The 14,229-nt window shown below is 46.9% G+C and carries 14 protein-coding genes; 5 read left to right on the top strand and 9 right to left on the bottom strand.

The window, feature by feature from the left end; genetic code table 11:
* Positions 1–48: 48 nt before the first annotated feature.
* On the bottom strand, positions 49–507 hold the full coding sequence (locus V2H45_RS09420; RefSeq protein ID WP_330483382.1) for a hypothetical protein: 459 nt from the start codon (positions 505–507) through the stop codon (positions 49–51).
* A 151-nt stretch (positions 508–658) separates the two neighbouring features.
* Here V2H45_RS09420 and V2H45_RS09415 point away from each other — a divergent pair, with 151 nt between their 5' ends.
* A complete protein-coding gene (locus V2H45_RS09415; RefSeq protein ID WP_408648760.1) occupies positions 659–1,363 on the top strand; it encodes a class I SAM-dependent methyltransferase in 705 nt (234 codons plus the stop codon).
* A gap of 12 nt (positions 1,364–1,375) precedes the next feature.
* On the opposite strand, the gene V2H45_RS09410 is transcribed toward V2H45_RS09415, so the two are convergent.
* Both V2H45_RS09410 and pyk read right to left on the bottom strand, forming a co-directional pair.
* Positions 1,376–1,846 carry a low molecular weight protein-tyrosine-phosphatase gene (locus V2H45_RS09410; protein WP_330483380.1) on the bottom strand — a complete coding sequence of 157 codons (471 nt, stop codon included), beginning with the start codon at positions 1,844–1,846 and terminating at the stop codon, positions 1,376–1,378.
* A gap of 102 nt (positions 1,847–1,948) precedes the next feature.
* Positions 1,949–3,712, bottom strand: coding sequence for a pyruvate kinase (gene pyk / locus V2H45_RS09405; RefSeq protein ID WP_330483379.1), 1,764 nt, complete (start codon positions 3,710–3,712; stop codon positions 1,949–1,951).
* Between the two features lie 348 nt (positions 3,713–4,060).
* Here pyk and V2H45_RS09400 point away from each other — a divergent pair, with 348 nt between their 5' ends.
* Positions 4,061–5,638 (top strand): NAD(P)H-quinone oxidoreductase subunit N, encoded by a 1,578-nt coding sequence (locus V2H45_RS09400; protein WP_330483378.1) that lies wholly within the window; start codon positions 4,061–4,063, stop codon positions 5,636–5,638.
* Positions 5,639–5,862: 224 nt separating this feature from the next.
* Here V2H45_RS09400 and rpaB read toward each other — a convergent pair whose 3' ends face one another.
* Positions 5,863–6,594, bottom strand: coding sequence for a response regulator transcription factor RpaB (gene rpaB / locus V2H45_RS09395; RefSeq protein WP_330483377.1), 732 nt, complete (start codon positions 6,592–6,594; stop codon positions 5,863–5,865).
* Positions 6,595–7,098: 504 nt separating this feature from the next.
* Between rpaB and bchD the strand changes: the two genes are divergently transcribed.
* The 3 genes from bchD to V2H45_RS09380 all read left to right on the top strand — a co-directional run bounded on the left by bchD (position 7,099) and on the right by V2H45_RS09380 (position 10,354).
* Positions 7,099–9,114: a magnesium chelatase ATPase subunit D gene (gene bchD, locus V2H45_RS09390; protein WP_330483376.1), complete on the top strand. Its 2,016-nt coding sequence runs from the start codon at positions 7,099–7,101 to the stop codon at positions 9,112–9,114.
* Between the two features lie 63 nt (positions 9,115–9,177).
* Positions 9,178–9,861, top strand: a complete 684-nt coding sequence (locus V2H45_RS09385) for a DUF1995 family protein (RefSeq protein ID WP_330483375.1) — start codon at positions 9,178–9,180, stop codon at positions 9,859–9,861.
* A gap of 34 nt (positions 9,862–9,895) precedes the next feature.
* Positions 9,896–10,354 carry a DUF29 domain-containing protein gene (locus V2H45_RS09380; protein ID WP_330483374.1) on the top strand — a complete coding sequence of 153 codons (459 nt, stop codon included), beginning with the start codon at positions 9,896–9,898 and terminating at the stop codon, positions 10,352–10,354.
* Between the two features lie 17 nt (positions 10,355–10,371).
* On the opposite strand, the gene V2H45_RS09375 is transcribed toward V2H45_RS09380, so the two are convergent.
* From V2H45_RS09375 to queG, 5 genes are all read right to left on the bottom strand, one after another.
* Positions 10,372–10,779, bottom strand: a complete 408-nt coding sequence (locus V2H45_RS09375) for a PIN domain-containing protein (RefSeq protein ID WP_330483373.1) — start codon at positions 10,777–10,779, stop codon at positions 10,372–10,374.
* Complete coding sequence (locus V2H45_RS09370; protein WP_330483372.1) at positions 10,766–11,008, bottom strand: antitoxin family protein; 243 nt, start codon at positions 11,006–11,008, stop codon at positions 10,766–10,768. Before V2H45_RS09370 ends, V2H45_RS09375 begins: the two co-directional genes overlap by 14 nt.
* 282 nt (positions 11,009–11,290) lie before the next feature.
* On the bottom strand, positions 11,291–11,923 hold the full coding sequence (locus V2H45_RS09365; RefSeq protein WP_330483371.1) for an HAS-barrel domain-containing protein: 633 nt from the start codon (positions 11,921–11,923) through the stop codon (positions 11,291–11,293).
* Positions 11,924–11,925: 2 nt separating this feature from the next.
* Complete coding sequence (locus V2H45_RS09360; protein ID WP_330483370.1) at positions 11,926–12,453, bottom strand: T3SS (YopN, CesT) and YbjN peptide-binding chaperone 1; 528 nt, start codon at positions 12,451–12,453, stop codon at positions 11,926–11,928.
* Positions 12,454–12,684: 231 nt separating this feature from the next.
* Entirely contained in the window at positions 12,685–13,656 is a 972-nt protein-coding gene (gene queG / locus V2H45_RS09355) for a tRNA epoxyqueuosine(34) reductase QueG (RefSeq protein WP_330483369.1), read from the bottom strand.
* Positions 13,657–14,229: the final 573 nt, after the last annotated feature.

Below are 14,229 nucleotides of genomic sequence, written 5' to 3'. Positions count from 1 at the left end.
CACCCTCATAGGCTAGGTCGCTCAAGTGCGATCGCAAATACTGATAATTTAGTGTAATTTTTTGCTTACAGAGCGGGCGGCTTTTTGAGCAGCAGATTTCAGGCGATCGCCAAGATCGACAATGGTCTCCCCTACCTGCTCTAATGTCTTATCCACAGTTTTATCCGTGCGTTTATCAGGGCGGCGATCGCTATGGCGTTTTTTCTGCTTTGATTCAGCTTGGGTCTTTTTAACAACCTGCTCAAACTTTTGTTGGGCAGAAGACTTGACTTGATCGAGCGTCTCGGCAATTTTGTCACCCGCAAGGTCAAGGGTTTCATTGACGGCATCGATCGCCCAAGCGTCAATCTCATCGAGCTTTTCTTTAGCCTGAGATTGTTGCTGTTGCAACTCGTACTGGACTTGCTTTACGGTCTTTTCGTAGCGACGTTTTACGCCATGTTGCGCTGCATTTAGGTGCTCTTGCAACTGTTTCTTAATCGGCTTTTCCTTGCGATTGCCTGCCATAGCTTAATTGGTTCACGGCTAAGTAGACGACTTACTATTACTATAGCGGTTCTAATTTAGGAGATGACATGTGACATTGACAGCTAAACAAAACTTACCAGAAAAAATCTCAGTGAACTGGTTGGCAGCCCTAGCAATCTTTGGGTTGCTGATGATTTTGTTCCTTGTGTTTCCGTCCCCTGCGATCGCTGCCCCCTCCCCAACAGTGCCACAGATCTATGAATATCGTCAGCAGCACGATCGCGATGGCATTGGCAAGTTTTATCAGGGACGCGAAATTGCTCAGGTGATGGGACATAGGGGAGCTGGCTGGCTAGAGCGATCGCAGCGAGAAAACGAAGAACATTCACAACAGGTTGTTTCTGCTCTCAATCTCAAGCCCACCGATGTCGTTGCCGATTTGGGTGCGGGTACTGGCTATTTTAGTTTTCGGATTGCGCCTCTCGTACCCAAAGGGAAAGTTTTAGCCGTGGATGTTCAACCTGAAATGCTAGAAATTTTAGGCTACCTCAAAGCAGAAAAGGGCATTCAGAATGTAGAGCCGGTTTTAGGTACAGACAAAGATCCGAATTTGCTACCTAAAAGCGTTGACTTAGTGCTTATGGTCGATGCCTATCACGAATTTGCCTACCCCAAGGAGATGATGGAAGGTATTGTCAAAGCACTTAGACCCAAAGGCAGAGTCGTTTTTGTAGAATATCGTGGCGAGAATCCTTTTATTCCGATCAAGGGATTACACAAGATGACCCAAAAACAGGTAAAGCAGGAAATGCGATCGATGGGCTTAACTTGGCGCGAAACCAAGAATTTCCTACCTTCGCAGCATCTGATTGTCTTTGAGAAGCGTGATGCTTAAGCGATCTCCATCTCATGCATGAGGTAGAGATTTCAATAGACTATCACAGGCATCAAAGAGTAAATCGATTACGTAATCAAAGCCTGAAACTCCACCATAGTATGGATCGGGAACTTCGCGATCGCTGTGGGTTTGGCAATAGTCACACATCATTTTGACCTTGTGGGCATATTTCCCACTGGGGTCGAGGGACAAAATATCGCGATAGTTATGCTTGTCCATTGCCAAAATCAGGTCGAAGTTTACCAAGTCACTCGGTTCAAACTGACGTGCCGAGCCGACCAAGGCTAGCCCTCGTTTTTGTGCCGCCGCATTCATACGGCGATCGGGCATCGCGCCGACGTGATAGCCTGCCGTACCCGCTGAGTCGCAGATAACCCGATCGCTGATCCCTGCTTTCTCAACCAGATGATTCATGATGTTTTCCGCTGAGGGCGATCGGCAAATATTTCCCAAGCAGACAAACAGAAGTTTTTGTGTCATTGCTTCTTCTCTGAATTAATGCCAAATTCACTTATATTGAAATCCTAAATTGCCTAGGAACCTTGGGGTAAGCGGAGCCGAACTCCACGGAACTTGAGTTCCTCAACCGATCTCATCAGATTTAGAACCTGTATAAATTAGACCCTTGCGGAAATTGATACTGAGTGGCTCGCCATCTCGGATATTGCTGGTGGCATTCTTGACACCGATGATCACGGGAATCCCTAGCTTTCTGCCAATGACGACGGCATGAGACTCAAGACTAGATTCTTCAGTTATTACTGCTGCTGCCTTGCGAATAATATCGACGAAATCAGCATCGGTGCGATCGACCACCAAAATCTCACCTTCGTTAAAGTCCTTGACATCCAAGTAATGGAAAGCCACTCTTGCTCGACCATTGACGATGCCTTGACCAATACTCAGTCCTTTCCCCACCACCGACGAGACAAACTCTACCTTAATCAAATCCGTCGAGCCTGCCACGCCTTGCAGCGTGCCTGCGGTCATCACGACGAGATCGCCTGCTTCTACGAGTCTCCGTTCTTGGGCGAGATTTAAGGCGGCTTCAAAATTTTGACGTGCTGAGGGCAGAGACAACACCATTAGCGGCTGTACGCCCCAAACCAGTTGTAACTGACGGGCGACATCGACTTGAGGTGTCACCGCCAAAATAGGGATGGGCGGACGGAACTTACTGACATTGCGGGCGGTCGAACCAGTTTTAGTAAGCGTTAAGATCGCGGCGGCATCTAATTGTGTAGCAATGCGACCTACGGCTTGGCTAATGGCGTTTGGCACAGAGCGTCCCGAACTTTCTACGGGATGGAGATTGTGTTCTTTTTCAATGCGCAGCGCAATTCTAGCCATGGTCTCTACGGCTTGGACGGGATACTTTCCAACCGCAGTCTCATTGGAGAGCATGACCGCATCTGTGCCGTCGATAATTGCATTGGCAACGTCTGAAATCTCAGCGCGGGTGGGGCGAGGATTGCTCACCATACTGTCGAGCATTTGGGTTGCCGTGATTACAGGGATCCCCAATCGGTTGGCAGTACGAATTAATTGTTTTTGCAGTAGGGGCACGTCTTCGGCAGGGACTTCTACACCCAGATCGCCTCTGGCGACCATTACGCCATCACACACAGAGAGGATTTCCTCCATGCGCGCGATCGCTTCGTGTTTTTCAATTTTGGCGATCACGCCGACATGCCGACCCGTTGCGGCGATAATTTCCTTGATCTCTAAAATATCTTCGGGGTTGCAGACAAAACTCAGGGCTACCCAGTCAACGCCTTCGCCTAACCCAAACTGGAGATCTTCGCGATCCTTTTCAGTCATGGCTTTGACCGAAAGGTGTACGTTGGGGAAATTAACCCCCTTGCTATTGGACAGCACACCGCCAACCACAACGCGGCAATTTAGGTCTTCGTTCTCTAAATCTACGCTTTCGACAATCATTTCAACCTTGCCGTCATCCAGCATGATCGTGGCGTTGGGTGGTATTTCCCGCGCTAAATTTTCATAGGTGATCGAGCTGCTTGCCTGCGTACCAGGGACTTTACGGCTGGTGAGTGTAAAGAGATCGCCTTTGTTGAGGTAGATCGAGCCATCGGTAAATTTACCTAGGCGAATCTTTGGACCTTGCAAATCTTGGAGAATCCCCACGGGCTGGTTAAGCTCGCTGGAAACCTGTCGAATCATGCAAACACTACGGTGATGATCGGCGTGAGTCCCATGCGAAAAGTTGAGTCTAAATGTGCTAGCACCTGCTTCGATCAATTCTCGAATTACTTCTGGACTGCTTGTAGCAGGGCCAAGGGTGGCGACGATTTTTGTGCGGCGAAATACTTCTCTGACTGTCATTTGGGTTAAAAGGTTTAAGGAAAAGCAAATGTAGGCTATTTGTTGCTTTTGCCTTCACTAACATACCAAAATCTATGGCGATCGGTTGTCAGTTATTCAGAAAAAGCTGTCAGTTGTTAGTTGTTAGTTGCTTAGTTGTCAGTGGCAATCCCCTAAATACCGATAACAGATAACCCATGAACCAATAACTGATAACCAATTAACAATTATCTTTTTTAAATCAGTTCTAAACTGCCCGTGTCACAAGGCTTTCCCGAAAAGCTAAAGGCTAAAGGCTAATCGCTAATAGCTTTTAACCCCAATTCACGGATACAATTCTTAATTAGCAACAACCTAAGTAATTAAAGTATGGATTTAGCAAGTCTCAATGCCCTGCTTAACACTGGTGTGATTCTGCCCGAACTCATTGTCATTGTGACGCTTGTGGCAGTTTTGGTGGTCGATCTTGTCTCGTCTGGCCGCCAATCATCCAAGTCTTTGTCTTATATTGCGATCGCAGGTCTAGTGGGATCTGTGGCAGCACTTGTGTGGCAATGGACAAATATCACCAACCCAATTTCCTTTATTGGGAGCTTCAACGGAGACAAACTCAGTATTATCTTTCGCGCCATCATTGCAGCCTCGGCTTTGCTGACCGTCATGATCTCAGAGCGATATCTGCAACAGTCTGGTGTCGTAGTAGGTGAGTATCTTGTGATCCTGCTTACGGCTACGGTTGGGGGGATGTTCCTCGCTGGCTCTGACGAGATGGTGATGATCTTTGTAGCATTAGAAACCCTGAGTATTGCCTCCTATCTTTTGTCGGGCTATACCAAGCGCGATCCCCGCTCTAACGAAGCTGCCCTGAAGTATTTGCTCGTGGGTGCGTCGAGTTCGGCAATTTTTCTCTATGGCATGTCTTTGTTATACGGACTGTCTGGCGGTGAGACGACCTTGGAAGCGATCGCGGCAAAGATTGCCGAAAGTGGTTTGAGCCTGATCATTGCCATGGTATTTGTGATTGCAGGGATCTCATTCAAACTATCCGCAGTGCCCTTTCACCAATGGACACCCGATGTGTATGAGGGGTCGCCCACACCTGTGGTTGCCTTTTTATCGATTGGCTCTAAGGTAGCAGGGTTTGCCCTTGCCCTAAGGTTTATGCTGACCGCCTTCCCGCTGGTTACGGCTCAGTGGCACTACGTGTTTGTGGTGCTGACGATCTTAAGTATGGTGCTGGGCAATGTGGTGGCGATCGCGCAAACCAGTATGAAACGAATGCTGGCTTACTCTTCGATTGGGCAAGCTGGATTTGTGATGTTGGGGATGGTAGTTGGCACAGAAGCTGGCTATTCCAGCATGGTTTTTTACCTGTTGCTTTACCTGTTTATGAACATGGGTGCTTTTGCCTGTGTGATTCTGTTTGCGTTACGCACGGGCACAGACCAAATTACGGAATACAGCGGTTTGTACCAAAAAGATCCCCTGCTGACGCTTTGCCTGAGCGTATGCCTCTTATCCTTAGGGGGGATTCCACCCTTGGCAGGTTTCTTTGGCAAAATCTATATTTTTTGGGCAGGCTGGCAAGCTCAAGCCTATGGTCTAGTCATTCTGGCTTTAACCATGAGTGTGGTCTCGATCTACTACTACATTCGTGTGGTCAAGATGATGGTGGTTAAAGAGCCACAAGAAATGTCTGCTTCTGTCAAAAACTATCCCAACATTACCTCTGGAAGCACGGCTTGGTCGGCAATTGGGATGCGTCCTTTGCAGGTCGTCCTCATTCTGACTTTGGTCTTTACCAGTTTGGCGGGAATTGCCTCCAATCCCTTATTCACCTTGGCAAACCAATCGGTTGAAGGCACGAATTTCTTGCAATCGGCTGCTCCCATTACGCAACCCGTTGCGGCTTTGACTCAGCCCTCTGCTCAGATTGTAGTTAAGTAATTCTCACGAAAATCTATCCATTCCAACAAAAAAGGAGCAGTTATACTGCTCCTTTTTTGCTTGTTCTCTCTTTTGTAAGGCTACTGTGTGGATAAAAATTGGGCTTACCCTCTTTAATTTCCCTTTGCATGCTTCTGCGAGGTGACTTCCCGCAGGGTAGGGGGAAAACTAGAAATCTTGTTCCCTCTCCTTTGCAAGGGGAGGGTTAGGGTGGGATAATTTCCCTAAGCCTCAGCCCCAGCTTCTACAATTCTTTGGAATAAATAGCCCGTGCCGCGTGCCGTCAAGATCAGTTCGGGATTGCTGGGATCTTCTTCGAGTTTGGCGCGGAGGCGAGAGATATGTACGTCTACCACCCGCGTATCGACATGACGCTCGGGTGTATAGCCCCAAACCTCTTGCAGAATGTCAGAGCGAGAAAAAGCCTCCCCTGATTTACCGACCAGTAATTCTAAAAGACTAAATTCCATTCCCGTGAGTCGAATGCGCTCATCGCCTTTATAGACCTGACGCTTGTTAGTGTCGATCTTGATATTGTTGATGTGAATCACGCCCGAACTAGGAATACCCGAAGTCCCGTTGCGATCGAACCGACGCAATACAGAACGAATGCGAGCTTCTAGTTCTTTGGGTGAGAATGGTTTGACTACATAATCATCTGCCCCCAATTCCAGCCCCGTGATCCGATCGGCAACATCACCAAGCGCAGTCAGCATAATGATAGGCACGTCAGATTCTTTGCGTAGTTCTTGACAAACTCCATAGCCATCTAACTTAGGCATCATGACGTCAAGCACAACTAGATCGGGGACTTCCTTACGAAAAGTTTCAATAGCTTCCTCACCATCTGCGGCGGTTACTACTTCGTACCCAATCATTGAAAGCCGTGTTTCTAAGATGCGACGAATGCTAGCCTCATCATCGACAACTAAAATCTTTTCTTTATGACTTTCCAAGCTATCTCACGCTCCAAATTATTCTGCTAGTTTGCAAAAGTTGATATTTACACTTCTTAATCAATGCTAAATGATGCAATGAAAATATCGGTGAAATTCAGCTTATTTTTAGGCTATTTGTGAAGGTTTAAATATTTTTAATTCTTGTTTATACCTTTGTGTCTGTAAGTTTACAAGAAATCCGTAACAGTAATTCCAAAACAAAACTTAAACTTTTTTAAACTTCTGACAAAAGACAGTTTTCTTCATTTTAGGACTTACAGAATAGGCTTGCCTAAAAACATGCTATAAAGATCGATCTTTTTCGATTGGGTTGCATCTAAACATCTTTTCGTAATTTTCAGATCCCATGCGCTTTGAGTCAAGAACTTTTGTTCTTAGCGAATCTATATTAAGGATAAGGTCTAAGTTTCATCCCTGCGATCGAATCACCGTGTCTTGATGGTAGGTTAGTGTGCAGGTAAAAAATATTTTTGATTTCGTTATAGGTTCCTTTGTAAGTACATGGTGCAAGCATTCACACCTTCTCTAGGCGCTCCTTTGGCGTTCCCTCTTGCCGCAGTGGTCGGACAGGACGCGATCAAAACGGCATTACTTCTGGCTGCGATCGATCCGGCAATTGGAGGTGTGGCGATCGCTGGGCGCAGAGGCACAGCCAAGTCCGTCTTAGCCAGAGGATTGCACGCGCTGCTACCACCCATTGAAGTTGCGATCGGTTCTATTAGCAATTGCGATCCGACCAAGCCTGAGAATTGGGATGATGCTCTGCTCAAAGCCACCGCAGGTTTGTCCCCCGAACAGGTGGATACCCAAGTCATTCCCGCACCCTTTGTCCAAATTCCCTTGGGTATCACCGAAGATCGACTGCTGGGGTCGGTTGATGTCAGTAAGTCTGTGCAGCAAGGGCAAACTGTATTTCAGCCCGGGCTATTGGCAGAAGCCCATCGTGGCGTTTTGTATGTCGATGAGATTAATTTGCTCGACAACCAAATCTCGAACCTACTGCTGACAATTTTGACATCGGGCTACAACCAGATCGAGCGCGAAGGCATTAGCTTTCAACATCCTTGCCGACCTTTGTTAATTGCTACTTATAATCCTGAAGAGGGCAATCTCAGCGAACACCTGCTCGATCGCATTGCGATTACCCTATCTGCCGATGGCGTGCTGTCTTTAGACGAACGGGTGGAAGCGGTAAATATGGCGATCGGCTATGCCAGCTCGCCCGCCGACTTTTTGGCACAGTACGACGAAGACCTCGATAACCTGCGCACTCAGATCGTACTGGCACGCGAGTGGCTCAAAGATGTAACGGCAACCTCCGCCCAGATTAACTACCTTGTCAGCGAAGCCCTACGTGGAGGCGTGCAAGGACATCGCGCCGAATTATTTGCCTTAAAAGTCGCCAAAGCTGCCGCTGCCCTTGATGGCAGAACCACGGTGAATGCCGATGACCTCCGTCAAGCCGTAGAACTGGTGATCGTGCCGCGATCGACGATTCGTCAAGATCAAGCGCCGCCCCCTCCACCGCCACCCCCCGATACGCAAGAGCCTGAAAGCAATTCCGAAGAAGATCAAGAAGACCAGGACGAACCTGAAGAGTCTAGCGATCCGCCGAGTTTGCCCGAAGAATTTGTCTTCGATCCTGAGGGCGTAATTCTCGATCCCTCGGTGATGTACTTTGCCCAAATGGTGAAGCGTCAAGGTAAATCTGGCGCGCGCAACCTGATCTTTTCGCAAGAGCGGGGACGTTATATCAAGCCCGTACTACCCCAAGGCAAAGGCGATCGCATTGCCGTCGATGCCACCCTCCGTGCTGCCGCCCCCTATCAAAAAGCCAGACGCAGCCGCAATCCCGATCGCAAGGTAATTGTCGAGAATGTCGATATTCGTGCCAAACGCCTCGCCCGTAAAGCAGGGGCGCTGGTCGTATTTCTGGTGGATGCGTCCGGCTCGATGGCATTAAATCGCATGCAGTCCGCCAAAGGCGCGGTATTGCGTTTGCTCACCGAGGCATACCAAAATCGCGATCAAATTTCTCTGATTCCCTTTCGTGGTGAAAAAGCCGATGTGTTATTGCCGCCTACCCGTTCGATCGAAGCAGCGCGCAGACGCCTAGACCAATTGCCCTGTGGCGGCGGTTCGCCCTTAGCGCACGGACTCACCCAAGCGGTACGAGTTGGGGTCAATGCCCAACAGTCTGGGGATGTCGGTCAGGTGATGATCGTGGCGATTACCGATGGCAGAGGGAATATTCCCCTAGCACGATCGCTGGGCGAAACCATCGATCCTGAGACAAAACCAGACATCAAAGCCGAACTGCTGGATATTGCCAAAAAGATTCGGGCGCTAGGTCTATCTTTACTCGTGATCGATACCGAAAATAAATTTGTCTCGACGGGGTTTGCCAAAGAACTCAGTGCTGCCGCAGGGGGCAAATACTATCACCTGCCCAAAGCCACCGACGAAGCGATCGCCAATATGACCCGAAATGCTATTAGCGATATGCGATCGTCCTAGATTTGAGCATCCAATATCCCTAACCACCAAAAAACGATAACTGACAACTTCTTAACCCACTTTATGTTGCAAATACCTGAAAGTCTTGAAGATGCTACCGCACAGGCGATCGCTGCTTTAAATACTGGATTAGACGCTGGACTCACAAGAATCCTGCTCGATCTGCGCTTTACGGAGCTAAAGCCCCTCCCGATCGCCTATCAGATTGCCACCAATTTTAGCCAGCGCTTCGGACAGGAATGGCAAGCCATCTTTGCCGATGCTGGGGCAGCAGCACTGGCGAAACGCGATTGGGCGGATTTGGAAGTTTCTATGCGCGGCGTAAATGAAGGTCGTGCCGCTATTCGTCCTGAAGACAAAGCCTTTTTATTGGTTGCGCCTAGCTCCGTGGAAGTGACGCAGGTGGAGAAATTATTGGAATTGGCAGGCGATCGCCCTTTTGTCATGTTCAATCCCCGCCTAGAAAATAGCGAAGTTGGTGTGGGTTTGGCAGCGCGTAAAATGCGGGAACGCTTTCTCAATACCTTTGAGGTTTGCTATTTCATTCAGCCCTTAGAACAGGGGGCACTGTGGCGTTGTTACCCTCAAACTTGGCAAGTCTGCGAACAAACTGAGTCTGGTATGCAAACGATCTTAGAAACCGAGCAACGCCCGAGCATCGATGATATAGACCGCATTTTTATGAAAAAAACAGGGAAGCAGACCTCTCTTTTAGTCAAACTACAGCAATTCTTTAAAAATATGTAGTTGAGAATATGTAGAATTTATCGCGGTCAAAACCATGAAAGATTCCCTCTATGAAACCGACTTTTATGCTTGGACAAAAGAACAGGTGGAACTATTGCAAAAGCAGCAGTGGCAGACCCTAGACTTGTCAAATTTAATAGAGGAAATTGAATCCTTGGGAAAGCAGCAAAGGCAAGAACTCAGAACCCGTTTGGGCATTTTGATCGGACATTTGCTCAAATGGCAGTACCAACCTGAGCGTCGCAGCCGAAGCTGGCTAGCAACAATTCGCGTCCAACGTCGAGATTTGCAGGAACTACTGGAAGACAATCCCAGCCTAAAATCTTATCTGCAAGAAGCTTTACCGAAAGCCTACAAGAGCGGTACAGATTTAGCTGTAAGGGAGACAGATTTACCTTACAAAACCTTTCCCAAAGATTGTCCCTATACGTTCCTTGAGATTCTGAATGATGATTTTTATCCAGGAGCATCGGGTGTGGAGGACTTTATCTGATTCCCCTCTGCGTTAGGTTACAGGGCTTTAAAGGGATTGATGATTTTTAGACCGTCAATAGCTGCGTATCCAAAATCTTCTGTATAGAGCGTTTGAACATTTGCCTCTAAGCAAGCAGCAACTACCATTGAATCCCAGTGGGAAAGACTAAATCTGCTCATCAAATTCTCAGCAAGATCGATAACAGGCCAAGTTGGCAGGGCGGTATACCAAACTTGTTGTAAGTCTCGAATGTATTGATATGCTTGTACTCTGTCATATCCTAGAGATTCTAACTTGCGACTTGCCGCTAAATATTCACACGCAACCTGCCAAATCAAAACTCCATCTGTTAACGAGGAGATCAGAGAAACAGCGATCGCTTGTTTAACAAGATCGCGCGAATCGTTAACGTAAATCAAAATATTTGTGTCAACGGCGTTCATGCAACATATCCCGTGTAAACCGAGGAGCATCAAAGGGGATAGGATTGTGCTGCATTCGCTCGACTAACAGATTTAGGAAATTTTGCCGAGCACCAATATCAGCAATTTTGGGTGGAACAATTTGGGATGATTGAACAAAAAGCTCTACCTCAATGCCTTCAGGTAAATTGCAAGCTGTTTGAAGTATGAATGTACCGCTACGGTAAATTGCTCTCAAAGCTCTGGGCATCGGAAGACTCCGTGTTAATAAGAGACTAACATTTCTCTATATCATTCTAGTCCAGATTCTCAAACTACTGACATCCTTAGCTTGAGCCGTAAAACGTTACCAATGTGACCGTTCAAAGTTATCTGCGGTGGGGCATGGGCGTTGTTATACTAGTCGCTACTTAGGCTTTAAACGAAGCTACGATTCCTCGGTTAAACGATTCAGCAAGTTATCGAACGACTCGTCAATCTTTTGAGGATCGGAAACCAATGTTCCACAGACCGAGAAGTATAACTCTAAGTTTTAAGGGTGAACTTGGCTGAGAATTGCCCCTAGTCTGTCGTAGTCATCCTTGAGTAAAATTCCTAACTTGCGGCCTGCCTCCACCAACCAAGGGCGATCGCATTTTCTAATCTGATAGACATCCCGTAAAACCGCCGATACCAGCTCATCGACGGGGGCGCTAGACATTTGCGTCAGGGTTCGTAGGAAATAGAGTTCTTCTGAAAATCGCACGATCTCATCGGCATCGCAGGCATAGACCGCCTGATGAATCTGGGGAGGCTGGGCAGGGAGATGTTGATAGACTCTGTCCCCCGCAGTAAAGCCCAAAAGCACAACCTTGATCTCAGTTTTGAGCATGGCAAAAATCTGGGGTTGCTGTTCTCTCAACTCGTTCAGCGATAGCCCTAGCGCTACCGCCCGATGTACAGAGTCAATGGGAACAGTCGTGGCGTGGTAGACCACACCGTAGGTAATCGCTCCTTCATTTTCTTGCTGGGGCGACTTTACCCAACTGCCAAAGGCGGGCATGAGTGGAAAGCTCAAATCGTCTGGCTCTAGGCATTGCGCCACAAACTCTGTGGTGGCAGTGGCAACCACCTCAGCAATGTGATTGGGTTGAAGGTTGCGGGTTTGAGGCAGGGGTAAGCGCATAACTAAATGTCAAAATTTTGTCGAGAGTTTTGCGGAGAAAAATCTGCTTGCGAAAAATTAGGGATAAAGGGTTTCCGTAGTGCCAATTTCCCAAGATGGTCGATTACGCGCCGACCACCCCATCGCGCCACGATTTCATCATCGTAGCGATCGCCTGAGTCTAAAACTTCTTTCACAGCTAAGCTCAAATTGGCGCGATCGCAGGAGGTTCCTAATAGGGTGGCATGAATGCGAATGTCGCCATCATCATCCATACTAAATCCACAAAAGTGGGCGCGATCGTTCAATTTTAATAAATATCGCAGCAGATCGGGTTTAATCTCGACATCGGTAACGACATAAGACCAGATGCTAATAATGGCTTCGGTTTCTCCCCAAGGTAGCACTTCGATCGCTGCTGCCGTTGAGCCCTGTCGCAGCAAAAAAAGCGGTAAATCTTGAGCGGGAGTTGTCGCTCCTGCATAGATCTCCTTAACCCAGCCTGCTATCTTTTCGTAGCAAGCCTGCTGTGCTGCATTTTGAAACATCATAGTTTGTCCACATAATCGCCCTCATCTAAGTTTACCGAAGGCGATCGACACCCATATGGTAAGTTTGTAGAGATTCATAGTTTTGCAGTATATAGCGAAGTGCGCCTTCATTACTTGCGAATGTAGTAAGAGCTGAAAGTCATTGCAGGTAAGATGCCTGCGCTACAAATGAATTTCAATTCAGTTACGATTGCTATAGCAATTAGGAATGATTTATCTCTTTTCATCGCATCAAGGAACGTCAGTAGTTTTTTGGGCGATCGCGGCTTTAGCATTACGGCGTAACCTTTCGGGTTTAATTCGGCGCAGGGCTGACCCCGTAAAGGTCTGCTCCCATTCCTGTTCGGAAATCATGGCTAATTCTTCCAACTTAGGGGCAAGATTTTGTGGATAGGGTTGAAAATCTTCGATTAAGGTTGGTTGTGCAAAACGCTGATTCCAAGGGCAGACATCCTGACAGATATCGCATCCTGCCACCCAATTGTTGAGGCTTGCAGCAACTTCGGTTGGTAGCTCTGCGGCTTTGCTCTCAATCGTGTGAAAGGCAATACATCGGTTAGCATCGACCACAAAAGGCTGTGCGATCGCCTCGGTTGGGCAAGCATCAATACAGCGCGTGCAAGTACCGCAGTGTTGTGTATGGGGTGTATCGGGTTCTAGATCTAGATTGGTCAAAATTTCACCGAGAAATACCCACGAGCCGTATTCTCTTGTAATCAGATTGCCATGTTTGCCAATCCAACCGATTCCCGCTCTCTCTGCTAGAGCTTTCTCAGAGATGGGGCCAGTATCGACATAATAACGAGTCTGTATATGCTCGCTTTCCGTATCTGACGATTGAGCTTCCATCCACGCGCACAGTGCTTTTAGCCTTTTTCCAAGGATGCGGTGGTAATCCCTTCCCCAGCCATAGCGAGAAATCTTGGCATATTCCTGCTGTTCCTGATGCTCGTGGGGGGTGTAGTAGTTAAGCGCAACACAGATAATCGACTTCACCCCCGCCATAACTTGAGTAATATCTTGTCGTTTAGGATTTTGCATCCATGCCATATCCGCGTGGTAACCCATCGCCAACCATGCATTTAAATGTTCTACTTCTTTGCCCGATCGCGCAGGTGTAATACCTACCTTGCTAAAACCAAGTGCGATCGCTTTTTGCTTGATTTGTAGCGTTGTAAGAGCAAAAGGGGGCTTAGAAACCATAGCGGCATTTTTTTCATACAGTTTTGTAATTATGTCATTCTGTGCAATAGGGAGAAATCATTTAAGCAATTGTCTGAGAAAACATGAAAAAATTTTTGATTGAAGCGATCGCGGTTATAAAAATTTGTAATTTACTGTCATAAAAAGTCTTGAATAATTGAAAAATGCCAAAATAAACGATTAAAAGTATCGATGAATTAAGTAAAAGCTTAAACGCAAATCATCAAAATATTTTGGTAAATAAAAAACATATTTTTTGTCATGAAAAACATGCAAAATGATTTTGATTTCGAGTGAAAATCCCTAGAATACTTTGCCAGACTAGATTTTGCCTGAAGTTATTTGTTTTGAAAATATACAAGTTATGTACTAGGAATTAATGAACTTGTGATATTTTTAATCGCATTAATACGTTTATGAGTTCAAGTGAACTTATGGTGATTCAGTATTGATTAATGGTTCTTGTGATTTTTGTGTTGAGGGCTTGATACTAGATTTTTAGCTATATAGCTTGCGAGGTTACATTTGACATACCTGTCAAGCGTTTATAGGAAGTATGAGCTTATTTAGAAT

Origin of the sequence: Tumidithrix elongata BACA0141 (genome assembly GCF_036349135.1) — a bacterium.
GTDB classification, from domain to species: domain Bacteria; phylum Cyanobacteriota; class Cyanobacteriia; order Pseudanabaenales; family Pseudanabaenaceae; genus Tumidithrix; species Tumidithrix elongata.
Note: the sequence above shows the minus strand (reverse complement) of the source record. Positions and strands in the feature narration are given on the sequence as shown.

Coding starts and splice junctions, on each gene's coding strand:
- V2H45_RS09420 (WP_330483382.1), bottom strand. CDS start 507: ATGGCAGGCAATCGCAAGGAAAAGCCGATTAAGAAACAGTTGCAAGAG.
- V2H45_RS09415 (WP_408648760.1), top strand. CDS start 659: ATGATTTTGTTCCTTGTGTTTCCGTCCCCTGCGATCGCTGCCCCCTCC.
- V2H45_RS09410 (WP_330483380.1), bottom strand. CDS start 1,846: ATGACACAAAAACTTCTGTTTGTCTGCTTGGGAAATATTTGCCGATCG.
- pyk (WP_330483379.1), bottom strand. CDS start 3,712: ATGACAGTCAGAGAAGTATTTCGCCGCACAAAAATCGTCGCCACCCTT.
- V2H45_RS09400 (WP_330483378.1), top strand. CDS start 4,061: ATGGATTTAGCAAGTCTCAATGCCCTGCTTAACACTGGTGTGATTCTG.
- bchD (WP_330483376.1), top strand. CDS start 7,099: ATGGTGCAAGCATTCACACCTTCTCTAGGCGCTCCTTTGGCGTTCCCT.
- V2H45_RS09385 (WP_330483375.1), top strand. CDS start 9,178: ATGTTGCAAATACCTGAAAGTCTTGAAGATGCTACCGCACAGGCGATC.
- V2H45_RS09380 (WP_330483374.1), top strand. CDS start 9,896: ATGAAAGATTCCCTCTATGAAACCGACTTTTATGCTTGGACAAAAGAA.
- V2H45_RS09375 (WP_330483373.1), bottom strand. CDS start 10,779: ATGAACGCCGTTGACACAAATATTTTGATTTACGTTAACGATTCGCGC.
- V2H45_RS09370 (WP_330483372.1), bottom strand. CDS start 11,008: ATGCCCAGAGCTTTGAGAGCAATTTACCGTAGCGGTACATTCATACTT.
- V2H45_RS09365 (WP_330483371.1), bottom strand. CDS start 11,923: ATGCGCTTACCCCTGCCTCAAACCCGCAACCTTCAACCCAATCACATT.
- V2H45_RS09360 (WP_330483370.1), bottom strand. CDS start 12,453: ATGATGTTTCAAAATGCAGCACAGCAGGCTTGCTACGAAAAGATAGCA.
- queG (WP_330483369.1), bottom strand. CDS start 13,656: ATGGTTTCTAAGCCCCCTTTTGCTCTTACAACGCTACAAATCAAGCAA.